At 65.8% G+C, this 19,235-nt stretch carries 24 protein-coding genes and 1 tRNA gene; 12 read left to right on the forward strand and 13 right to left on the reverse strand.

Annotated features, from left to right (window positions below; translation table 11 throughout):
* Nucleotides 1-85: 85 nt before the first annotated feature.
* Nucleotides 86-161, reverse strand: a tRNA-Thr gene (locus ACH107_RS20245).
* 170 nt (nt 162-331) lie between these two features.
* On the opposite strand from ACH107_RS20245, the gene ACH107_RS20250 reads away from it, so the two are divergent.
* The 3 genes from ACH107_RS20250 (at nt 332) to ACH107_RS20260 (ending at nt 2,346) form a co-directional block, all read left to right on the forward strand.
* A complete protein-coding gene (locus tag ACH107_RS20250) occupies nt 332-1,207 on the forward strand; it encodes a hypothetical protein (protein ID WP_412507342.1) in 876 nt (291 codons plus the stop codon).
* 121 nt (nt 1,208-1,328) lie between these two features.
* Nucleotides 1,329-1,541 (forward strand): DUF2905 domain-containing protein, encoded by a 213-nt coding sequence (locus ACH107_RS20255; RefSeq protein WP_412507343.1) that lies wholly within the window; start codon nt 1,329-1,331, stop codon nt 1,539-1,541.
* A gap of 16 nt (nt 1,542-1,557) precedes the next feature.
* Nucleotides 1,558-2,346 carry a DUF6782 family putative metallopeptidase gene (locus ACH107_RS20260; protein ID WP_412507344.1) on the forward strand — a complete coding sequence of 263 codons (789 nt, stop codon included), beginning with the start codon at nt 1,558-1,560 and terminating at the stop codon, nt 2,344-2,346.
* 13 nt (nt 2,347-2,359) lie between these two features.
* Here the strand turns inward: ACH107_RS20260 and ACH107_RS20265 are convergent, their stop codons facing one another.
* From ACH107_RS20265 to ACH107_RS20285, 5 genes are all read right to left on the reverse strand, one after another.
* Nucleotides 2,360-2,590: a zf-TFIIB domain-containing protein gene (locus tag ACH107_RS20265; protein ID WP_412507345.1), complete on the reverse strand. Its 231-nt coding sequence runs from the start codon at nt 2,588-2,590 to the stop codon at nt 2,360-2,362.
* An 84-nt stretch (nt 2,591-2,674) separates the two neighbouring features.
* The gene (locus ACH107_RS20270; RefSeq protein ID WP_412507346.1) at nt 2,675-3,229 is read right to left on the reverse strand and encodes a manganese efflux pump MntP family protein; all 555 of its coding nucleotides are present in this window, start codon (nt 3,227-3,229) and stop codon (nt 2,675-2,677) included.
* 25 nt (nt 3,230-3,254) lie between these two features.
* The gene (locus tag ACH107_RS20275; RefSeq protein WP_412507347.1) at nt 3,255-3,662 is read right to left on the reverse strand and encodes a universal stress protein; all 408 of its coding nucleotides are present in this window, start codon (nt 3,660-3,662) and stop codon (nt 3,255-3,257) included.
* Between the two features lie 96 nt (nt 3,663-3,758).
* Nucleotides 3,759-4,064 carry a DUF5665 domain-containing protein gene (locus tag ACH107_RS20280; protein WP_412507348.1) on the reverse strand — a complete coding sequence of 102 codons (306 nt, stop codon included), beginning with the start codon at nt 4,062-4,064 and terminating at the stop codon, nt 3,759-3,761.
* Nucleotides 4,064-4,384: an antibiotic biosynthesis monooxygenase family protein gene (locus tag ACH107_RS20285; protein ID WP_412507349.1), complete on the reverse strand. Its 321-nt coding sequence runs from the start codon at nt 4,382-4,384 to the stop codon at nt 4,064-4,066. The genes ACH107_RS20280 and ACH107_RS20285 overlap by 1 nt, the downstream gene beginning before the upstream one ends.
* Before the next feature lie 113 nt (nt 4,385-4,497).
* Between ACH107_RS20285 and ACH107_RS20290 the strand changes: the two genes are divergently transcribed.
* The gene (locus ACH107_RS20290; protein WP_412507350.1) at nt 4,498-5,148 is read left to right on the forward strand and encodes a hypothetical protein; all 651 of its coding nucleotides are present in this window, start codon (nt 4,498-4,500) and stop codon (nt 5,146-5,148) included.
* 7 nt (nt 5,149-5,155) lie between these two features.
* On the opposite strand, the gene ACH107_RS20295 is transcribed toward ACH107_RS20290, so the two are convergent.
* Entirely contained in the window at nt 5,156-7,447 is a 2,292-nt protein-coding gene (locus ACH107_RS20295) for a glycosyl hydrolase family 28-related protein (protein WP_412507351.1), read from the reverse strand.
* A 200-nt stretch (nt 7,448-7,647) separates the two neighbouring features.
* On the opposite strand from ACH107_RS20295, the gene ACH107_RS20300 reads away from it, so the two are divergent.
* From ACH107_RS20300 to ACH107_RS20325, 6 genes are all read left to right on the forward strand, one after another.
* Nucleotides 7,648-8,937, forward strand: a complete 1,290-nt coding sequence (locus ACH107_RS20300) for a lipoprotein-releasing ABC transporter permease subunit (protein WP_412507352.1) — start codon at nt 7,648-7,650, stop codon at nt 8,935-8,937.
* Nucleotides 8,930-9,613, forward strand: coding sequence for an ABC transporter ATP-binding protein (locus ACH107_RS20305; RefSeq protein ID WP_412507353.1), 684 nt, complete (start codon nt 8,930-8,932; stop codon nt 9,611-9,613). Before ACH107_RS20300 ends, ACH107_RS20305 begins: the two co-directional genes overlap by 8 nt.
* Before the next feature lie 105 nt (nt 9,614-9,718).
* Nucleotides 9,719-10,702, forward strand: a complete 984-nt coding sequence (locus tag ACH107_RS20310; protein WP_412507354.1) for an Ldh family oxidoreductase — start codon at nt 9,719-9,721, stop codon at nt 10,700-10,702.
* Nucleotides 10,703-10,833: 131 nt separating this feature from the next.
* The gene (locus ACH107_RS20315) at nt 10,834-11,220 is read left to right on the forward strand and encodes a c-type cytochrome (protein WP_412507355.1); all 387 of its coding nucleotides are present in this window, start codon (nt 10,834-10,836) and stop codon (nt 11,218-11,220) included.
* Between the two features lie 36 nt (nt 11,221-11,256).
* Nucleotides 11,257-11,673, forward strand: a complete 417-nt coding sequence (locus ACH107_RS20320; protein ID WP_412507356.1) for a c-type cytochrome — start codon at nt 11,257-11,259, stop codon at nt 11,671-11,673.
* Nucleotides 11,674-11,713: 40 nt separating this feature from the next.
* A complete protein-coding gene (locus ACH107_RS20325) occupies nt 11,714-12,118 on the forward strand; it encodes a DUF4864 domain-containing protein (RefSeq protein WP_412507357.1) in 405 nt (134 codons plus the stop codon).
* A 9-nt stretch (nt 12,119-12,127) separates the two neighbouring features.
* Here the strand turns inward: ACH107_RS20325 and ribD are convergent, their stop codons facing one another.
* Both ribD and nrdR read right to left on the reverse strand, forming a co-directional pair.
* The gene (gene ribD / locus ACH107_RS20330; RefSeq protein ID WP_412507358.1) at nt 12,128-13,228 is read right to left on the reverse strand and encodes a bifunctional diaminohydroxyphosphoribosylaminopyrimidine deaminase/5-amino-6-(5-phosphoribosylamino)uracil reductase RibD; all 1,101 of its coding nucleotides are present in this window, start codon (nt 13,226-13,228) and stop codon (nt 12,128-12,130) included.
* On the reverse strand, nt 13,225-13,722 hold the full coding sequence (gene nrdR, locus ACH107_RS20335) for a transcriptional regulator NrdR (protein WP_412507359.1): 498 nt from the start codon (nt 13,720-13,722) through the stop codon (nt 13,225-13,227). The genes ribD and nrdR overlap by 4 nt, the downstream gene beginning before the upstream one ends.
* A 193-nt stretch (nt 13,723-13,915) precedes the next feature.
* Between nrdR and ACH107_RS20340 the strand changes: the two genes are divergently transcribed.
* On the forward strand, nt 13,916-14,593 hold the full coding sequence (locus tag ACH107_RS20340; protein ID WP_412507360.1) for an SDR family oxidoreductase: 678 nt from the start codon (nt 13,916-13,918) through the stop codon (nt 14,591-14,593).
* Here ACH107_RS20340 and ACH107_RS20345 read toward each other — a convergent pair.
* Nucleotides 14,590-14,994 carry a secondary thiamine-phosphate synthase enzyme YjbQ gene (locus ACH107_RS20345; protein ID WP_412507361.1) on the reverse strand — a complete coding sequence of 135 codons (405 nt, stop codon included), beginning with the start codon at nt 14,992-14,994 and terminating at the stop codon, nt 14,590-14,592. The genes ACH107_RS20340 and ACH107_RS20345 overlap by 4 nt on opposite strands.
* A 194-nt stretch (nt 14,995-15,188) precedes the next feature.
* On the opposite strand from ACH107_RS20345, the gene ACH107_RS20350 reads away from it, so the two are divergent.
* Nucleotides 15,189-16,100 carry an AEC family transporter gene (locus ACH107_RS20350; protein ID WP_412507362.1) on the forward strand — a complete coding sequence of 304 codons (912 nt, stop codon included), beginning with the start codon at nt 15,189-15,191 and terminating at the stop codon, nt 16,098-16,100.
* A gap of 8 nt (nt 16,101-16,108) precedes the next feature.
* Here the strand turns inward: ACH107_RS20350 and ACH107_RS20355 are convergent, their stop codons facing one another.
* The 3 genes from ACH107_RS20355 to ACH107_RS20365 all read right to left on the reverse strand — a co-directional run bounded on the left by ACH107_RS20355 (nt 16,109) and on the right by ACH107_RS20365 (nt 19,158).
* Nucleotides 16,109-16,396, reverse strand: a complete 288-nt coding sequence (locus ACH107_RS20355) for an HlyU family transcriptional regulator (protein WP_412507363.1) — start codon at nt 16,394-16,396, stop codon at nt 16,109-16,111.
* 154 nt (nt 16,397-16,550) lie between these two features.
* Nucleotides 16,551-18,545, reverse strand: a complete 1,995-nt coding sequence (rpoD, locus tag ACH107_RS20360) for an RNA polymerase sigma factor RpoD (RefSeq protein WP_412507364.1) — start codon at nt 18,543-18,545, stop codon at nt 16,551-16,553.
* Between the two features lie 118 nt (nt 18,546-18,663).
* Nucleotides 18,664-19,158: a hypothetical protein gene (locus ACH107_RS20365; RefSeq protein ID WP_412507365.1), complete on the reverse strand. Its 495-nt coding sequence runs from the start codon at nt 19,156-19,158 to the stop codon at nt 18,664-18,666.
* Between the last annotated feature and the right edge of the window lie 77 nt (nt 19,159-19,235).

The following is a 19,235-nucleotide window of genomic DNA, read 5'->3' on the forward strand; positions in this document are numbered from 1 at the left end:
GACGACAAAACGGGGGCGCATTGTGGGGCGGCCACCATAGCCGTGTTGAATTATCACGTATTATCAATAGATTAACGGGGTATTTTGGTGCCCCCAGAGAGACTCGAACTCCCGACCTACTGATTACAAATCAGTTGCTCTACCAGCTGAGCTATAGGGGCTTTTTGGAGCCATACGCGCTCTTGCGGCGTGCCGCAACCCGGTTTCTGCATTCCCTGCCCTGCCGGCCGTGGTGGTGGGCGCGTAGGGCGGGCGATCGGCGGAATCCGGTTTAACTGGGCTCAAAAGCCCGTATATTGTGCATGTTCAGCAAGGCCGGGTCGGAAGCAAGATGCAGGTGGTACTTCATGCGGGCGCTCATTTCACGGATGACGACAGGCTGCTTTCCTGCCTGACGGACAATCGCGACACGCTTGCGCGGTACGGCACGAACGTGCCCAGCCCGCGCAAGTATCGCAAGCTCCTGCGTGACACGGTTCATGCCGCGCTGAGCACCGGCGTTTCCGACGAGAGCCGCGACATCCTGATCGACGCGATCGCGGTGGACGGCGCCGCCGACCGGCTGGTCCTGGCCAATCCCGGTTTTTTCGGCACCCCGCGGATGGCCCCGTCGGGCGGGGTTTTCTACGCTGCCGCCGAACAGAGACTGGGCGTGGTCCGGCAGATATTCCCGAGGGACACGATCGAGCTGTTCCTCGCGATCCGCAACCCGGCCACGTTCCTGCCGGCGCTGCTGCAGGATACGGATTTCGAGACCCTGCCTGACCTGTTGCGCGGGGCGGACCCGATGCAGATGCGCTGGTCGGAGCTGATCAGGCGCATCCGGGCCGCGCATCCCGAGATATCGATCATCGTCTGGTGCAACGAGGACACGCCGCTGACCTGGGCGCAGTTGATCCGCGAGCTGGCGGGCCTTGACCCGACTGTCGCGATCAATGGCGAATTCGCGCTGCTGGAGGAAATCATGAGCGCGGCGGGCATGAAACGGTTCCGTGCCTATCTCGATCAGCACCCCGGCATGACGGAGGTCCAGAAAAGGCGCGTGATCGCCGCGTTCCTCGACAAGTTCGCCGACGAAAGCGCCATAGAGGAGGAACTCGAGATCCCCGGCTGGACGGAGGAGATGCTCGACGCGCTCAGCGACCTCTACGATGACGATGTGCACGAGATACAGCGAATCACCGGCGTGCAGATGATCACGCCCTGACACCGGGGACGCGCGGCGCCCGTGATCTGGCGTGCAGCACGGCAGATGTTTCCGGCCCCGCGGCAAATCCGCCGCGCCGATCCGTCTATCGCGCCGAAACAGCCTGCGCTATCCTGCGGCAATGGCACGTCTTCTGATCATCCTCGGCCTTGCGCTGGTGGCATTGGGCCTTTTGTGGGGCCCGCTTTCCCGGTTGGGTCTGGGCAGGCTGCCCGGTGACATCGTTATCGAGCGCGACAGCTTCACGCTTTATATCCCGATCACGTCCGCGATACTCGTCTCGGTCGCCGTTTCGCTGGTCGTGACGCTGGTCCGTCTGCTGCTGGGCCGGTGAGTTGATGCGTCGGTCCGTGTCAGCATGGCACGCGTTCCGGGCGGCAACGCTCGTTGTGGCACTGCTGTTGCCGGGCGTCGGCACTGCGGGCCCCGAGCTGTGCCTGCCCCATCCATACACCGCGCCCCCGGGCGCGTCAGCCGCGCGCATCGCCCGGACGGTCGAGGCGATAACACCGATTCTGGTCGAATTCGCGTCGATGCGGGATGCCGTGGACGAGGAAAAGCCGGAAATCTGCCTGTCGGACGCGCTGCGCGACGCGCATGGCTACCTCGATCCGGCCGCAAACAGGATCGTGCTGGGGGCGACGCTTGGCGCCGAGATGCGCAGCGCGGTGCTGCTGCACGAAATCCGCCACCTTTCCCAGATCCGGCGCCGCGCCTGCCCGGGCGCGACGGCGTCGATGCGGGCCAACGCCATCGGGGTCATGGCGATGGAGGCCGACGCGAGCGCGATAACCGCGCTGGCGGCATGGTACCTGAAGGAACGCGGCGATCCGGGCGTTTGGAACGCCCTGTCGGTATGGCCCACTCAGGCGGACATCACCGTTGCCTTCGCCGCCGAGATGCAACGCAGCGCGCAGATTTCCCGCGCGGTCGAAGCGGCCTTTGCGCAGTGGTACGCATCGGACCAGCGCCGCGATCTGTACTATGTCGCGGCCTGCGCCGATTACCTGGACGAGAAGGACCGCACGAAGGCCCGCTTTCAATACGAGCCCCTGCCGGAGGATTTCCTGCAACGCCTGTGTCGCCTGCCCGGCGGCCACGGATACGCGTGTGCGCCGCCCGCCGGGCCCGTGCGCTAGCTTGACGCCACGTTCAGAAATCAAAGAGTTCGTCGAGGAACCCGCCGCGCTTCTTCTTCTTGGTGTACGACCGATCATCGACCTCCCGGTCGCGGGTCTGCGGCGCCTCGGGCGCGGAGCGTTCGATGATCTTGTCGAGTTCCCCGCGATCAAGCCAAACACCGCGGCATTTCGGGCAATAATCTATCTCGACACCGGCACGATCCGTCATGACAAGGTCGGTTCCGTCGATGGGGCACTGCATCATCAATCTCCTGTTGGCTCCATACTCATGTCATTTGGGTATCGGCCGCGGCCTGCGCAACCGCCCCGGCCCCGAGGCCAAGCGTCAATCCGCCATCAACGACCAGACCGCAAGGGCGATCAGCAGGACACCGCCCGCGATATCGGACAGCGCGTAGAACCTGCGATGGACGCGATGGCCGACCCGTAGCCCGACATAGGTGAAGCTGACCGAGCAGACCATGATCGTGACAGCGAGGGCAAACGGCGGCGCCCCGCCCAGCCCGAGGCTGAAACCGACAACGAGGTTGTCGACAGACAGCCCCGCCGACAGCATGACGAGCCCCCGCCAACCGGTCAGCACATCCGCGAGGTTGCGCTGCACCGCGTCATCGCGCGTGCCCGAGAAGATCGCGACAATGCCCATGGCAGCAAGCAGCGCCGGGCCGAGCCACATTGCCGCGCCAGCGATAACCGAGGCCGCGTGGTAGCCCAGCCAGACACCCAGAAACGGCACGGTGAATTCGAAACCGGCAAAAACGGTCAGGATGCGCGCGGTGTGGCGTCCGTGGCCAAGCGCCCCGAGACAGAGCGCGACGCCCATGTTGTTCGCCGCGATCGCCACGCCTACGAGAAGTAGCTGCCCGCCCTGCTCCAGCATGCCGCTTTCACATCCCGCCGGAGGCTCAGCGGATCACGTGGACGGAACAGTTCGCGTGCCGGACGACCTGCGTCGCGGTGCTGCCGATGACCAGGTCGCTCATGCCGGGGCGGTGGCTTGCGATGACGATGCAATCCACGTCGTTTGCCTCGGCCCAGTCGACGATGGTGCGGCCGGAATGCCCCTCCACGACCAGCCCCTCGGCATCGGGCAATTCCGCGGCCATGTTGGCCAGTTCGGTCTGCACGGCATCCCGGCTTTCGGCCAGGTAATTCCGCGGGACATAGGAAATCGCGTAGCCGGGAATCTGCTCCATCACGTGGATGAGGGTGATGCGCCCCTCCGCCCCGGCCAGCAGCGCGGCGACGTCGCGCGCACCGGCCGAATCGCGATCCTCGTCGAAGGAGATCGGGACGAGCACGTGGTCGTACATGGCGGGTTCCTTTCATTATCTACCGCCAAAGGATCGCACGCGCGCGGTCGCGCTGCCTTGATGCAGGTCAGCCCCGGCGCGCCCTTGCGTTGCGTGTCATTCCGCCGCCCGCTCCATCTGGCGGGCGATTTCGGAGGCCCACTCCCCGATGATCGGCAGGAATTCGATCTGGCTGAGTGACCAGACGATGAAAGACAGCAACACCGACGCGCCCATGACCGTTCCGAGCCCGAAGGCGAGGCCCCGCGCCAGGTTGAAGGCGATGACCCGCCAGAGCGAATTGTGCATCCGGATGAAGCGGTGGCTGTTGAGCTGTGCCAGCTCGGCGCGGACGCCCCGGATTTCCGCGCGCAGGTCCAGCAGGTCGCCCTCGGGCTGTTTCTTCTTCTCGCGTCGCAACATCAGTCGAACGTGGCCGTGACATCGTACATGACGGGCTCGAAGCTCTTGCAAAGCTCGTTGATCTCGCGGTTGCGCCGGCGCATCTCGTCACTGCGCAGCATCGCGAGGAAATCCTCGCGCCGGTCCCATTGCGAATAATTGGCGATCCGGGTCTGGGCGTCGTTGACGTGCAGACCCGCGGATATGAATCCGGTCTGTTTCGAGATGAAGGTCTCGTAGGCGTCGGTCAGCAGGTCGAGCAGATCCTGGCAGGTGCCGGGTGTCGTCTCGAACGTGGTCAGGACGGTCTGGCACGCATTGGGCGTGGCGATGGTCGGCATGGCGAACCTCCTTGGATGGCGGAACCTTAGCAGCTTGCGCGCGCGGGGCAAATCGCGCGCTTTCGTTAACTTTCGATTCACCAATTTTAAAGACCGTTGACCCGGAGGTCGTCATGTTCCGCGCCGTTGTTTTGCTGATACTCATGACCGTGCAGGCGCAGGCCGGCCCGTGGCCACGCGACAAGGGCGAGACGTTCCTGTCCTTCTCGGTGGAGGCCGAGCAGCCGGACGCCTTCGGCTACATCAACCATTTCATGACGCTCTACGGGGAACACGGCCTGACGGACCGGCTTACCGGCGGGATCGACATCGGCGGGCGCAGCACGGGCCTGTCGAAGGCCGTTGTTTTCCTGCGCTACCCCGTCACCCCGCCCGAGCACCGCCTGAAGATCGCCGCCGAGATCGGGCTGGGCCGTGCCGCCGGGCACCGCGCCTTGCGGCCGGCGATTTCCGTCGGGCGCGGTTTCAAGCTGGGCGAACGCCACGGCTGGATGGCCGTCGACACGCGAGTCGTGCTGTTTGACAGGGCCAGCAGGCGGCTGGCGCAATCAGATGTCACGGTCGGGTTCAATACCTCGTCACGGTCCAAGGCCATCCTTCAGCTGCAGATGGGCTTCCCCGACACGACACCGAGCTACATGAAACTCACGCCGTCGCTCGTGCTGGAACCGCGCCCCGGCCGCCATATCGAGATCGGCGTGACGGCCGGGGTGAAGGAGCTTTCATCCGTCGCGCTCAAGCTGGGGCTGTGGCGACGGTTCTGACCCGGACCTAGATCGGCTCATCGACGCGCAGACGTATCGTCACTGTGCCCTCGACGGGTTTTTCCCAACGCAGGTTGATCCTGTCACGGTCCGGCCCGCGCTCGGGCTGGTAATAGGGCATGCCGAAATAGGCGGCGCCATCCTCATCCCGGATTGCCGCTTTCGCGAGAACGGATTCGACCGTCTGCGCCCATGCGCCGAACGGCAGCTTGGGCGCCGGGCGGACAACCCATGTCGCATCGGGGCTGCCCTCGGCATGGTCCAGCACGAGCGGATTGGACACGGCCGTCTCGATGTTGTGGAACGCGTTTTCGGCGAAGGCGATGTTCTTGAACCGGTCGTAGTCGAGGTTGGCGAAACTCGTGTCCACGCCGTCAACCCTGTCGAGCGTGCCGCCGATCATCCGGAACGTGTTTCCCGTCACCGTCAGACCGTTGAGGAAATGCCCCGCCCCGTGCGGTTTCACCACGAGGAACCGGAACCACGGCGCGACGTCGCTGGCCAGGAACACGTTGCCGGTGATGCTGAGGGAACTGAACGAGAACTCGTTGGAATACGCGGGGGCCTGATCATGCTCGTTCGTCCAATCGAGAAAGCAGTTGTCGATGTAATTGCCCGTCACGGTGCCGCGATTGTTGGTCCGCGTCAGCACCAGGCCGGCCGTACGCGCGGCATTGCTGGCGCTGTCGCCCTGAAAGAAGTGATTGCCGGTGATGATCGAGCTCGACCCGGCAAGAACGGCGAAATGCCGGAAAAGCACGACGCGATTGTCGCGCAGCTTGACGTCGTTAGCGTTGGCGTTGAGCGCGATCGAGGTTCGTTCGGTACTGGCCGCGGGGCCTTCGTCGGAGAGAAACTGGCACCGGTCGATCAGCATCCCCTGATCGCCCTCGCCGTGGCTGGTGATGCCGCGATCCCGCGGCCGGGTCACGAAGCAGTCACGCAGGTTGAACCCCGTCCCGGAAGGCGGCAGCAGGATCCCGCTGCAATCGCCGGAACACTGGAATTCGATGTCGGACATGGAAAATTTCGAGATCTGCTCGAAGCCGCTGAAATCGAGCATGTAGGCGAAGCGGCGGAAGGTGAAGACCTGCGTGCCGGCCGCATCGTGGAGCGGCTGGCTCAGGACGATTTCGCCGGCGCCGACATTCGTGCTCTTCACGTGGACCTCGCGGCCCACGCCCACGCCCTCGACCAGCGCGCCCACGGGCACGTTCGCCACGTTCTCGACATTCGTCAGCCGCTTCGGATCACCGGGATCGTAGGTCGCCTGCGAGGTCACCACGACGGTGTCCCAGGCCGGCCCGGAAAAGACCGAGAACTGCCCGTTGCGGATCACCCGGCGCTGCTTGAACGTTGTCTTGTTGGCCACCGCGGCCTGCATGTCCACGGGCGCGCGCAGCGCGATCTTGCGCCCGCCGAGATCGAGCGAGTCATGCCCGGCATTGTTGAACAGCGCCTGGAAAGCCTTCTTGAAGGCCAGCTCACTGTCGCCGAACGCGTCGATGTAGCTGGGAAGGTCATAATTCTTCTTCAGTGCCAGTATCGCGTCGTCGGGCATGTCGAGCGTTCCCTCGAACCTGACGCGATTGTCCAGCGTCGTGCTCTGCGCGAGGAAATACGTCCCGGCCGGCACGATCACCTCGCGGCCCTGTGCCGCGGCATCGGCCGCCTCGAACGCGGCGGTGTCATCCGTGACCCCGTCACCGACCGCGCCGAAATCGCGTACGTCCACGCAGGCAAGGATGTCGCGCAGGAAAAAGCGGGTGACGTCCTCGATCTCGATATCGTCGATGCGCACCACGCCACCATTGGGCCCGGTCAGGTCAAGCCCGAAATGGCCGAAGACGGCCGTGGCGCCCCAGACCATGTCGACACCCTGACGCAGCCCGACGCCCACGATGGCCGACGCCTCGACCACATCGCCGTACTGGCTCAGCGTGACAGCCGGGCCGTTTTCGGTCACGCCGGTCACGCGATTGCCGTTCGCGTCACCGGCCCATGCCGCGATGCGCAGGTTTGGCAGGTTACCGCTAAGCGCCTTCACCCGGGCCTTGATGCGCAGGTAGCACCCCGGCAGGATCGGTGTCTCCCCCATGTAGCGCAGTTTCTGCGTATCCTCCGTCTTCTGCAGTTCCAGTGCGCCACCGAAATCCTCGTCGGCGGGAACGAAAGCCGCGCTGGCCGCGTTGGCGTAGGTGTCCGAATCCGGCCTGCCGTCGCCGCGCGACCATACGTCAAGCCCGTCCGCGAAGGCCGTTGGCATGAATTCGATGCCGTCGGTGATTGCCTTGTTCATGAAATTCCCTTTCCCAGTTCCGGCCCGGGACCGTGCCGGAGGTGACGCTTCGCGCACCGGACGCGCCCGGTGCGAGAGGGACTTATCAACCGGCCGTTAACGACCCCCGTGACAAGCGTACGCTCGACATGCCGACCGGCGGCTTGACCTCGCGGGGCGCAAGGCGCACTGTCCGTTCGACAAGGACAAGAGGTGGTTTCGTGGCAGGCACCCCCCCGCCCTTCGCGGGTTTTGAATGGATGATCGCTTGGCGCTACCTGCGGGCCAAACGGGCCGAGGGCGGTGTGTCGGTCATGACGTGGATCAGCCTCGTGGGGATCACGCTGGCGGTTTTCGCGTTGATCGCGACGCTGGCCGTGCGCTCGGGGTTCAGGGCGGAATTCGTGGACACGATTCTCGGCGCGAACGCCCACGTGACGATCTACAGTACCGGCACCGTCGACGCGCAGACCGGGCGCGTCGACCGAACGCTGGCCGACTACGAGGCGATGGCCGAACGGGTGCGCGAGGTGCCGGGCGTCACGCGGGTTGCGCCGCTGGTGAAGGGACAGGTCATGGCGACGGCCCGTGACCGGAACACCGGTGTCGAGGTCTTCGGCATCAAGCCGTCGGACCTGCGAACGATCCCGCGCATCGCCGACCCGGAAACCAGCGAGGGCGACCTAACGCGCTTCCCCGACGGCATCGCCATCGGTTCCGGTGTTGCACGTGAACTGGGGGCGGGCATCGGCGACCGGATCAAGCTGATTTCGCCCAACGGCGTCAAGACGGCGTTCGGGACCAGCCCGCGCGTCAATGCCTACGAGGTCGTCTACATCTTCAGCGCCGGCCGCTACGACATCGATCGCGTGCGCGTCTATCTGCCGTTCGAACAGGCGCAGAGCTTTTTCAACCGCGAAGGCCGCGCCGACGAGCTGGAAGTCATGGTGGCCGACCCCGAAAAGGTGGCCCGGATGGCCCTGCCCCTGATGCGCGCCGCCGGGGACCGCAGCCAGATCTGGACATGGCGCGACGCCAGCGGCGGTTTCCTGCGCGCGCTGGAGGTCGAGGACAACGTGATGTTCGTGATCCTGTCGATCCTCGTGCTGATCGCGGCCATGAACATCACCAGCGGGCTGATCATGCTGGTCAAGAACAAGGGGCGCGATATCGGCATCCTGCGTACCATGGGCCTGACCGAGGGCTCGGTGCTGAGGGTCTTCTTCATCTGCGGGGCCTTCACCGGGCTGATCGGCACGGCAGCGGGCGTCCTGCTGGGCTGTCTTTTCGCGATCTACATCGACCCCGTCTTCTCGTTCGTGAACGTGATCATGGGCGGCGAGGTCTGGGATCCGTCCATCCGCGGCATTTATCACCTGCCCGCCAAGCTGGAATTGGGCGACGTGCTGTCGGCCGTGGCGCTGTCACTGGGGTTGAGCTTTGTCGTCACGATCTTCCCGGCCCGCCGCGCGGCCCGCATGAACCCGGTGGAGGCACTTCGCTATGAGTGACACGATCCTGCGCCTTGCCGACGTGTCCAAGACCTACAATGCCGGCCAGTCCGGCGAAGTTCGCGTCCTGACCGGCGCCGACCTGACGCTGGACAGGGGCGAGATGGTGGCCCTCGTGGCGCCGTCGGGCGCGGGAAAATCGACATTGCTGCATATCGCGGGCCTGCTCGACACGCCAGACGGCGGGACCGTCGAGATCGGCGGCGAAGACATGACGGGCCTTTCGGACAGGCGCCGCACCGTGGCGCGCCGGCGCGACGTCGGGTTCGTCTATCAGTTCCACCACCTGCTGCCCGAGTTCTCGGCGGCCGAGAATATCGTCCTGCCGCAGCTTGCCGATGGCGTGCCGCGTGCCGAGGCCCTCACCCGCGCCACGGACCTGCTGATGCGCGTCGGCGTGGCCGAGCGCGCCCACCACCGTCCCTCGGCCATGTCCGGGGGTGAACAGCAGCGGGTGGCCTTCTGCCGGGCGCTGGCCAATGCGCCCCGCCTCATGCTGGCCGACGAACCGACCGGCAATCTTGATCCGGCAACGTCGGACCGGGTGTTCGCGGCGCTTGTCGATCTGGTGCGGTCCACCGGGCGCGCCGCGCTGATCGCCACGCACAACCTCGATCTTGCCGCGCGGATGGACCGGGTCGTCAAGCTGGACCAAGGGCGCATCGTGGCCGGCTGACAGGTCGCGAAGGCAAGTTGAAGCCTCGTTCAGAAGGTTTGAATTGACCTTCACGCCAAGCCTGAGCACTCTGCCGCGACTGGCAGCATGTGGCGGAGGCTCGCAATGGTGGACATATCCCTCGGGGAAATCGAAAGCACGACAAAGGCCGCCCTGATCCGTCACGGAGCCGCGGAATGGGTCGCCGGCTGCGTCGCGGACGCCGTCCGCAAGGCCGAAAGCGTCGGCAACCGCATCTGTGGCCTGTATTACCTCGAAAGTTACTGCACGCAGCTTGAAACCGGGCGTGTCAAAGGCGACGTGACGCCCGTCGTTTCGCGGCCCCGTCCCGCCGCGGTGACGGTGGATGCCCGGTTCGGGTTCGCGCAGCCCGCCTTTGCCCGCGGGCTGCCCGAAGCATTGGACGCGGCCCGCCACAGCGGGCTGGCAAGTCTTGCGGTGGGACACGCGCATACCTGCACCTCGCTGGGGTATTTCACGGAACAGATCGCGCGCGCCGGCTTGATCGGGCTGGGCCTGACCAACGCCTCGCCGATCGTGGCGCCACCCGGCGGCAAGACGCGCGTCATCGGGACCAACCCGATCGCCTTCGCGGTGCCGGACGTGGACGGTGGCGTCGCAATGCAGTTCGACCAGTCCACCACCACGGTGGCCCTCGGCAAGATCACCATGGCCAAGGCGGCCGGCGAACGCATCCCCGAAGGCTGGGCCGTGGACGCCGAGGGACGCCCCACGACGGACCCCGAGGCGGCGCTTGGCGGGTCACTGGTGTCGATGGGCGGCTACAAGGGATGGGGCTTCGGCCTGATGGCCGAATTGCTGGCCGCCGGGATGACCGGCGGGGTCGTCAGCCGCGGCGTGCAACCGCTCAAGGTTCCCGAGGGGCCACCGCATGATCTGGGGCAGTACTACCTGCTGGTGGATCCGGGAGTTTCGGGCGCATTCTTCGACCGGCTCGAACAGGTGGCCGACGCGGTGGCGCTGGACGCGGGCGCGCGCATGCCCGGACAGGGGAAAACCCCGAATGACCCGGTGACGCTGGATGACGCGGTCTGGACGCGGAGCCGCGAACTCGCCGGTCTGACATAGGATCGGGAGACGGTACCCCGGGCGGGCAGCAGCATCCCCAAACGCGCGACGACGCCCGCGCGCTGATCCAAATCAATGCATCCGGCGTGCTGGCACGGCCTAATGCGGCTGCGCGACAAGGAACAAGGCGGATGTACAAGGCATTGGCACTGGGCGTCATCGTGCTGGCCGCCTGCACGCAGGCGCCGTCACCGCAGGCCGGCAAGCGGCACTACGTCTCGAACTGTGCGGTCTGTCACGGGCTCACCGGCCGCGGCGACGGTCCGCTGGCATCCGTGCTTGCGACCCGCCCGGCCGACCTGACGCGACTGTCCGCGCAGAATGGCGGCAGCTTCCCGGCAACGCGCGCGATGGCACGGATACACGGCTATCCCGGCCGGTTCGAGGTCATGCCGGATTTCGGGCCGATGCTGACCGGGCCCACGGTCACATGGCGGGACGAGTCCGGCATGGCGCTGACGACGCCCAAGGCTTTGCTTGACCTTGCCGCATATCTTGCGACGATCCAGACTGGCTGATCCCAAGCCTGCCCCAAGCATCAAGGAGTAATCGAGATGTCCAGATACAGTCCTGTCACTGCAGCCGCCATGCTGCTGTTGCTCGGCACGCCGGTTTTCGCCGACCAGATCGAGGCCGGCCAGGAGACATACGATCGTTACTGCGCGGCGTGTCACGGCGCCGAGGCGGATGGCGACGGCCCGATGCGGCCGGTTCTGCTGGTGCAACCGACGGATCTGACCGCGCTCAGTGCCGACAATGATGGCCGGTTTCCCCTGAGCCGCGTGGTGAAACGTATCGACGGCCGCGATCCGATAGTCTCGCATGGCAGCCCGATGCCCGTTTACGGCGATTTCTTCGAGACCGGCACGGCCGTCGCACTCAAGACTCACAGCGGCCAGCCCGTGCTGACCACACGGCCGGTGGCCGATCTCGTGGCATACCTCAAGTCGTTGCAGGCCCCCGCGAACTGATCCGCCGTGACCGATGGCGCGTATCCCGCGTGGAGGTACCATGATGCGAAAACTCTTGACGCTGCTTGCGCTCTTCACGCTCCTGGCGCTTCCGGTCAACGCCGATCAGGCGCGGTTCCGTGCGATCATCTCGGCCCAGATCGAGGCGTTCCGCGCGGATGATTTCAAGACCGCTTTCGGGTTTGCCAGCCCGTCGATCAAATCCCGGTTCCAGACACCGCAGCGTTTCGGTGCCATGGTCCGGCAGGGATACCCGATGGTCTGGCGACCGCGGGAGGTCGAGTTCCTGTCGGTGGAAACGCGCAACGGAGCGCCGTGGCAACAGGTGCTGATCCGCGATGGCGAAGGCGCCCTGCACCTAGTGGAATACAACATGGTGGAGGTCGACGGCGGCTGGAAGATCAACGCGGTGCGCGTGGTCAAAGCCCCCGGCGGGATGGCATGACGGCGGGGCTCAATCCTGCCCGGCCGTCCAGCGGTGCAGCACGTCGCCGCCCACCTCGCGCGTTTCGACAAGGGTGAAGCGCGCGGCCTCGTCCAGCCGGGCAATGCCCATGGGGGCCACGGCGGGCAACCCCTCGGCCCCGATAACCAGCCCCGCGCTGAACCCGATCATCTCGTCGACGAGGCCGGCGGAAAGAAGTGACGCGGCCAAGGCGCCGCCGCCCTCGCAGAACACCCGCGTGATCCCCCGGCCTGCGAGTTGTGCCAGCACCGATGCCATGTCCAGTTGCCGGTGACTGACCTCGCAGGGAACCAGCAGCGCGCCCTTGGCCGCCCATGCGTCGGCGCCGCGCGCGTCTGCATCCGGGCCATGGCACAGCCACACGGGCACGTCGCCCGCCGTTCGCCCGAGTGTCGACTCCGGCGGCATGTCCAACCGGCGCGAGGCCACGATGCGTACGGGCTGATGCGTGGTGCCAAGGTCCCGAACGGTCAGTGACGGATCGTCCGAGCGCGCCGTGCCCGCCCCGACCAGAACGGCGTCGTGCCGCATGCGCATCGCGTGGACAAGCCGCCGCGCCCCCGCCCCGGTGATCCACTGGCTGTGACCGCTCGCCGTGGCGATCCGCCCGTCAAGCGACGTGGCCAGTTTCAACGTCACGAAGGGGCGCCCTGCCTCGTGGACCTTCAGAAAGCCCGCGTTGTCACGGCGCGCCTGCGCCGCCATCACGCCGGTGTCCACCGCGATCCCGGCGTCGCGCAACCGTGCCAGCCCGTTGCCTGCTACCTGCGGGTTCGGATCCCCGGTGGCGACGACGACGCGCGCCACCCCGGCGCGGATCAGCGCGTCTGCGCAGGGCGGCGTGCGGCCGTGATGCGAACAGGGTTCGAGCGTGACATAGACGGTGGCCCCCCGTGCGCGCGGCCCCGCCTGATCCAGCGCCACCACCTCGGCATGTCGGAAGGTGTCGCGATCGCTCGTCCCGCGCCCGACGATGCGGCCGTCACGCACGATGACACACCCCACCGACGGCCATGGCCAGACCCGGCCCAGCCCGCGCCGCCCCAGCGACAATGCGAGGGCCATGAAACGTGCGTCGGTGTCGCTCACTCTCGGGTTTGCTCGGCTTCTTTCCTGGCTTCCGCGATCGCCTCGTCCGGGCGCAGCTCGCTGACGAAACGGTCGAAATCATCCGCGGCCTGGAAGTTCTTGTAAACGCTCGCGAACCGGACATAGGCCACGGTGTCGATCCGGGCGAGGCTCTCCATCACGATCTCGCCGACGGTCTTGGACGGGATGTCGGTATCGCCCATGCTTTCCAGCCGTCGGACGATGCCCGATATCATCTGCTCGACCCGCTCGGGTTCCACCGGCCGCTTTTGCAGCGCGATGCGGATCGACCGTTCCAGCTTGTCGCGGTCGAAATCCTCGCGCCGCCCGTTCGTCTTGACCACGACAAGGTCGCGCAGCTGGACACGCTCGTAGGTGGTGAAACGTCCACCGCAGCCCGGGCAGAACCGGCGACGACGGATCGAGACATGCTCTTCTGCCGGGCGCGAGTCCTTGACCTGGGTATCGATATTTCCGCAAAACGGGCAGCGCATCGGCCAATCCCCTTTTTCTTCTCTGCCTCCGGACGCATGGGTCTGCCGCCCAGTTATCCACAGTCACTATAGGCCAGCCGCAAGGTTTTGGGTAGAGGGGATTTCGCGCCGCCAGATATGTGTCGGCGCGGGCACTTTGATGCGTCGGATCACTGGGCTACGTGCAAGCCTGAAGCCAAGAAAGGACGATATCATGACCGAACAGACCCTTTTCATCACCGGGGCCTCGTCGGGAATCGGGGCAGAGACCGCGCTGGCGGCCGCGCGGGCGGGCTGGCGCGTGGCGCTTTTCGCCCGCCGACAAGACAAGCTCGACTCGTTGGTCGACCAGATCGGACAGGAGCGCGCGCTGGCGATAGCGGGTGACGTGACGGACATGGACGACCTGACCCGCGCCGTGGCCCGCACCCGTGACCACTTCGGCGGCATCAACGCCGTTTTCGCCAATGCCGGCAGGGGGTTGGACAACGCGGGTATTGCCGAAGGCGACCCCGCGGAATGGCGCGAGATGATGGAGATCAACGTCATGGGCCTGCTCTGGACCGTGAAGGCGACGCAGGCAGCGCTGCAGGAAAGCGCCGGGCACCTGATCCTGACCGGGTCAGCCGCGGGCAAACGGCATATCAAGGGCTCGGTCTACGGCGCGTCGAAATGGTTCGTGCACGGCTTTGCCGGCAACATGTCCGAGGAGATGCGCGACTGGGGCGGGCGCTGCACGGTGATCGCGCCGGGGATGGTGGACACGCCGTTCTTCGATACGCCTAAACCTGACAAGCTTCAGGCGCAAGACGTTGCAAACGCTGTCGTTTTCGCGCTGGAACAACCGCGGCGCGCGGACGTGCGCGAGGTGTTCGTGATGCCGACCGGCTAGGCGAGATGCGCGGCGACCTCGCGCCGGTGCGGGGCGGTCCGGTGCTCGAACACGTAAAGACCTTGCCATGTCCCGAGCCGCAACCGCCCCGCCTGCACCGGCACCTGCAGGCTGACCGGCATCATGGCGGCCTTGATATGCGCCGGCATGTCGTCGGGGCCTTCTTGTAAATGGGTAAGATAGCCCATCGACGGGTCCGAGGAAGGCGGCACAAGCCGTTGAAAATAGGCCAGCAAATCTTCCTGCACGCGCGGGTCCGCGTTTTCCTGAACCAGAAGGCTGGCCGAGGTATGGCGGATGAGCAGCGTGAGCAGCCCGTCCCCCCGGACCCATGACGCCACCTCGTCCGTGAAGTCGTAGAGGCCGGGGCCATTGGTGGCGATGGTGAACGTCGTCTGCATGCCGGCAAGGTGCGGCAAAGGCGCGGACGGGGCAAGGGCGGGCGGCCGTTTTTCCGGGGTCGGCACCGCGTCGGCAGCGTGTCGGCATCGCACCGGTCCGCCTGACGCGACGGGTACCGCGGCCCTTTCCGGCTTTACCAGTGCCGGGCCGTCGGGCAAGAGGTCATGACCGCAACGGCCGGGGACATGCCGAGATGCCGACAATCATCCTGACAGGCCTTCTGCCCAGCTTCATGCTGGTGCTGCTGGGCGGGCTGGTCCGCGCCCGGCTGAGCGAGACCGCATGGGCCGGGCTGGACCGGCTGAATTTCGAGATCCTGTTTCCCGCGCTCATCTTCACCGCCGCGACGAGCCGACCGATCGACCCTGCAAGCCTGTTGCTGGTGGGGCCGCTGGTGGTGGCGATATCGGCGCTCGGGCTGGGGCTGGGCTGGCTGGCCCGCCCCTTCGGACCGTCGCGGTTCCTTGATTTCGCCGGATGCTGGCAAGCGGCCTTCAGGTTCAATACCGCGCTCGGCTTCGTCGTGGTGATGGCCCTGCCCTCGGCCGATATCGGCATCTACTCGGTCTGTATCGGGCTGGCGATCCCGGTGGTGAATGTCTTTGCGGTCACGGCGCTGTCGCGGGGCAAAGGGCTGCGCGTGGCGACGATGCTGCGCCGGGTGGCGCTGAACCCCTTCCTGCTGGCCAGCCTTGCCGGCGTGGCCGTGGGCCTGTCGGGGCTGAGCTTTCCCGCGCCGGTCATCGCGCCGGTCGACCTGCTGGCGGGCGCGGCGATCCCGGTGGCGCTCATCTCGATCGGGGCGACGATGAACTGGCAGGCGCTGGCGCGGATCGACCGGTTCTCGGGCGTGCTGGTGGCGACCAAGCTTATCGCGCTGCCGCTGGCCGTCACGGTGACGGCGCTGGCCATCGGCAGCGCCTCGCCCGTGGTGCCCGTGCTGGTGATCTTCGCCGCGCTGCCCACGGCCTCGGGTGCGCATGTGCTGGCCTCGGCCTTTGGCGCGGACCGGCGGCTGTCGGCCACGCTGATCGCGCAGACCACGCTGCTGAGCGCGGCCACCCTGCCGGGCTGGATGATGGTCGCGGAGTGGCTGGCGCCGTAGGGCGCGGCCTAGGACGTCTCGAAGATACCGTCGCCCTGCTCGTCGATCAGCCGCCTCGCCTTGACGACGGATTCGGCCGCGGCCGCCTCCTGTTCGCCCAGCGTGTCGGCCCTCACGAGGTAATGCGACTTCACCTCGCCATCCACCTCACGCTCGATCCGCGCGGCGATCCGCCAATGGGGGCCTTCGCGGATCGGCTCGGGGAAGATGTCATACCCGTTGTAATGGTCCGGGTCCGGCTGCGCCGCGGGCTCTTTTCCCGGACCGCCACCGAAAAGGCGTGATAACAGCGACATGCGTTCTTTCCGTACAGATATCCGTGACAGCGTCGTCAAAGGTGCGTGCAGGCCCCTGCCCTGTCAAGCATGCCCGCACGCCCGACACGCGCCGCGCCCACGGGCCGGGTATCGCGCACTGGCTTGTCCCTGCCCCGCACGGACAGCGCGCCAGTCACTGATCCAGGAAACTCCTGAGCCTGCGGCTCCGGCTGGGGTGCTTGAGCTTGCGCAGCGCCTTGGCCTCGATCTGGCGGATGCGTTCGCGGGTGACGCTGAACTGCTGGCCCACTTCCTCCAGCGTGTGGTCGGTGTTCATGCCGATGCCGAAGCGCATCCGCAGCACGCGTTCTTCCCGCGGGGTCAGGCTGGACAGGACGCGCGTGGTGGTTTCCTTCAGGTTGTCCTGAATGGCCGAATCCAGCGGCAGGACGACGTTCTTGTCCTCGATGAAATCGCCGAGCTGGCTGTCTTCCTCGTCGCCGATGGGCGTTTCGAGGCTTATCGGTTCCTTGGCGATCTTCATCACCTTGCGAACCTTTTCCAGCGGCATCTGCAGCTTCTCGGCCAGTTCCTCGGGGGTGGGTTCGCGGCCGATCTCGTGCAGCATCTGGCGCCCGGTGCGCACCAGCTTGTTGATCGTCTCGATCATGTGGACGGGGATGCGGATGGTGCGCGCCTGGTCGGCGATGGAGCGGGTGATGGCCTGCCGGATCCACCATGTCGCGTAGGTCGAGAACTTGTAACCGCGGCGATACTCGAACTTGTCGACGGCCTTCATCAGGCCGATATTGCCCTCCTGGATGAGATCGAGGAATTGCAGGCCGCGGTTTGTGTATTTCTTGGCGATCGAGATCACGAGGCGCAGGTTGGCCTCGACCATCTCCTTCTTGGCGACGCGCGCTTCCTTCTCGCCTTTCTGGACCTGGCTGACGATGCGCCGGAATTCCTGGATGTCCAGGCCGACATACTGGCCCACCTGCGCCATGTCGGCGCGCAGCTCGGCCACCTTTTCGGGATGGCGTTCCATGAAGCTCTGCCAGCCGCGCCCGGTTTTCTTGGCCATGTCGTCGAGCCACGTCGGGTCAAGCTCGCGCCCGCGGTATTCCTGGATGAATTCCTTGCGGTTGATGCGCGCCTGGTCGGCCAGTTTCACCATCGCCGAGTCGATCTGCATGATACGGCGGTTGATGCCGTAAAGCTGGTCGATCAGCGCCTCGATCCGGTTGTTGTGCAGGTGCAGGGAATTGACCAGCTCGACGATCTCCGAACGCAGCTTCTGGTACTTCGCCTCCTGATCGGCGCTGAAGGAGCCGTCCTCGTTCAGCGTGGCCGAGATGCGGCTGTCCTGCATCTCGGAGAGTTCCGCGAAATCCTCGGCGATACGGTCGAGCGTTTCGAGCACCTTGGGCTTGAGGGCGGCTTCCATCGCCGCAAGGCTCATGTTGGCCTGCTCCTCCTCCTCGTCGGTGTCGTCCTCCTTGGCGATCGGGTTGCCGTCGGCGTCGAGCTCGGGCTCCTCTTCCTTTTCTTCCTTCTTGTCGCTGGGCGGCGCGGTCACGTTCGCGGCCTCGACCACGGGTTCCTCGACCCCCTCCTCGCCCATCTGGTTGCCGAAGGTCGTCTCGAGGTCGATCACGTCGCGCAGCAGGATGTCCTCGCCCAGCAGCTCGTCGCGCCAGATGGTGATGGCCTGGAATGTCAGCGGGCTTTCGCACAGACCGGCGATCATCGTGTTGCGGCCGGCCTCGATGCGCTTGGCGATGGCGATCTCGCCCTCGCGGCTGAGCAGTTCGACGCTGCCCATCTCGCGCAGGTACATGCGCACCGGGTCGTCGGTGCGGTCGAGCTTCTCGTCCTTGCCGGAGCCGAGCGCGACCTCGCCCTTCTTGCCCACTTCGGCAACGGCCGTGGTCTTGCCGTCCTCTTCGTCGGCCTCCTCGGCCTCGATGATGTTGATGCCCATTTCCGACAGCATCGACATCACGTCCTCGATCTGTTCGGAGGATACCTGATCGGGCGGCAGGACCTTGTTGAGTTGGTCATAGGTGATGAAACCCTTTTCCCGCGCCTCCGAGATCATCTTCTTGACCGCGGACTGGCTCATGTCGAGCGAGATTTCGGCCTCCTGATCATCGGGTTTCTGGTCGTCGGTATCCTTGGCGGCCATGCAGATCTCCTGACTGTCGTGCTCGTCGGGTGATTCGTTCAAACCGAATCAATAGCGCGAATTGGTGATTCGAACACCCGTGTACCCTTTTTTCTTTACCTGTTCCTCACCAAATCGGTCATCTGCCCGGCTTGGAATAGGTAATGCGTTCGAGCAGCGCATCGAACGCTTCGCGTTCATCCCGCTTGATTCGCGCTCCGTTCTCGCCCAGATCGTATTCAACCTTGTCCTCCTGCCGGCTCAAAAGGGCCCGGTTGCGTGCCTCGGCGGCCTCTCTCAGCCGCCAGGTCAATGCCTCGTCGGCCCGCCCCGCCACGTCCTCGGTCGCCTCGTCCAGCTCGGCGGCGAGACCGCGAAGCGCCTCGATCTTGGCCAGTTCCTCGGCGATGGTCAGGCGGGCCAGATCGACATCACCGGGATGCCGCGCGGGCGGCGATACCGCGACATGGGGCAATGCCAGCAGCTTTTCAAGGGTTTCGGGCCCGATCCCGTCGGACAGGGCCCCGTCGTCACCGCCGGCGTGTTGCAGCAATGCATCGCGCAGCCGGGCGTGGTCCGGCTCGGCGCAGTCGAGGTTTTCCAGCGCGGGTTTTCCGCAAGGCGACCGAGGCACTGAGCGCGCGGCAGGAGACGCTGCGGGCGGCGGAAGAGGAATGGTTGACGCTGGCTGAAAAGGCCGAAAACTGAGGT

Source organism: Roseovarius halophilus (ex Wu et al. 2025), from assembly GCF_047086965.1.

Excerpts from the sequence above, each read along its gene's own strand:
- ACH107_RS20255 (WP_412507343.1), top strand. The coding sequence starts at position 1,329 with ATGGCACGTCTTCTGATCATCCTCGGCCTTGCGCTGGTGGCATTGGGC.
- ACH107_RS20270 (WP_412507346.1), bottom strand. The coding sequence starts at position 3,229 with ATGCTGGAGCAGGGCGGGCAGCTACTTCTCGTAGGCGTGGCGATCGCG.
- ACH107_RS20265 (WP_412507345.1), bottom strand. The coding sequence starts at position 2,590 with ATGCAGTGCCCCATCGACGGAACCGACCTTGTCATGACGGATCGTGCC.
- ACH107_RS20295 (WP_412507351.1), bottom strand. The coding sequence starts at position 7,447 with ATGAACAAGGCAATCACCGACGGCATCGAATTCATGCCAACGGCCTTC.
- ACH107_RS20285 (WP_412507349.1), bottom strand. The coding sequence starts at position 4,384 with ATGCCGACCATCGCCACGCCCAATGCGTGCCAGACCGTCCTGACCACG.
- ACH107_RS20280 (WP_412507348.1), bottom strand. The coding sequence starts at position 4,064 with ATGTTGCGACGCGAGAAGAAGAAACAGCCCGAGGGCGACCTGCTGGAC.
- ACH107_RS20350 (WP_412507362.1), top strand. The coding sequence starts at position 15,189 with ATGCCGACAATCATCCTGACAGGCCTTCTGCCCAGCTTCATGCTGGTG.
- ACH107_RS20290 (WP_412507350.1), top strand. The coding sequence starts at position 4,498 with ATGTTCCGCGCCGTTGTTTTGCTGATACTCATGACCGTGCAGGCGCAG.
- ACH107_RS20250 (WP_412507342.1), top strand. The coding sequence starts at position 332 with ATGCAGGTGGTACTTCATGCGGGCGCTCATTTCACGGATGACGACAGG.
- rpoD (WP_412507364.1), bottom strand. The coding sequence starts at position 18,545 with ATGGCCGCCAAGGATACCGACGACCAGAAACCCGATGATCAGGAGGCC.
- ACH107_RS20345 (WP_412507361.1), bottom strand. The coding sequence starts at position 14,994 with ATGCAGACGACGTTCACCATCGCCACCAATGGCCCCGGCCTCTACGAC.
- ACH107_RS20325 (WP_412507357.1), top strand. The coding sequence starts at position 11,714 with ATGATGCGAAAACTCTTGACGCTGCTTGCGCTCTTCACGCTCCTGGCG.
- ACH107_RS20275 (WP_412507347.1), bottom strand. The coding sequence starts at position 3,662 with ATGTACGACCACGTGCTCGTCCCGATCTCCTTCGACGAGGATCGCGAT.
- nrdR (WP_412507359.1), bottom strand. The coding sequence starts at position 13,722 with ATGCGCTGCCCGTTTTGCGGAAATATCGATACCCAGGTCAAGGACTCG.
- ACH107_RS20355 (WP_412507363.1), bottom strand. The coding sequence starts at position 16,396 with ATGTCGCTGTTATCACGCCTTTTCGGTGGCGGTCCGGGAAAAGAGCCC.
- ACH107_RS20310 (WP_412507354.1), top strand. The coding sequence starts at position 9,719 with ATGGTGGACATATCCCTCGGGGAAATCGAAAGCACGACAAAGGCCGCC.
- ACH107_RS20315 (WP_412507355.1), top strand. The coding sequence starts at position 10,834 with ATGTACAAGGCATTGGCACTGGGCGTCATCGTGCTGGCCGCCTGCACG.
- ACH107_RS20340 (WP_412507360.1), top strand. The coding sequence starts at position 13,916 with ATGACCGAACAGACCCTTTTCATCACCGGGGCCTCGTCGGGAATCGGG.
- ACH107_RS20305 (WP_412507353.1), top strand. The coding sequence starts at position 8,930 with ATGAGTGACACGATCCTGCGCCTTGCCGACGTGTCCAAGACCTACAAT.
- ACH107_RS20320 (WP_412507356.1), top strand. The coding sequence starts at position 11,257 with ATGTCCAGATACAGTCCTGTCACTGCAGCCGCCATGCTGCTGTTGCTC.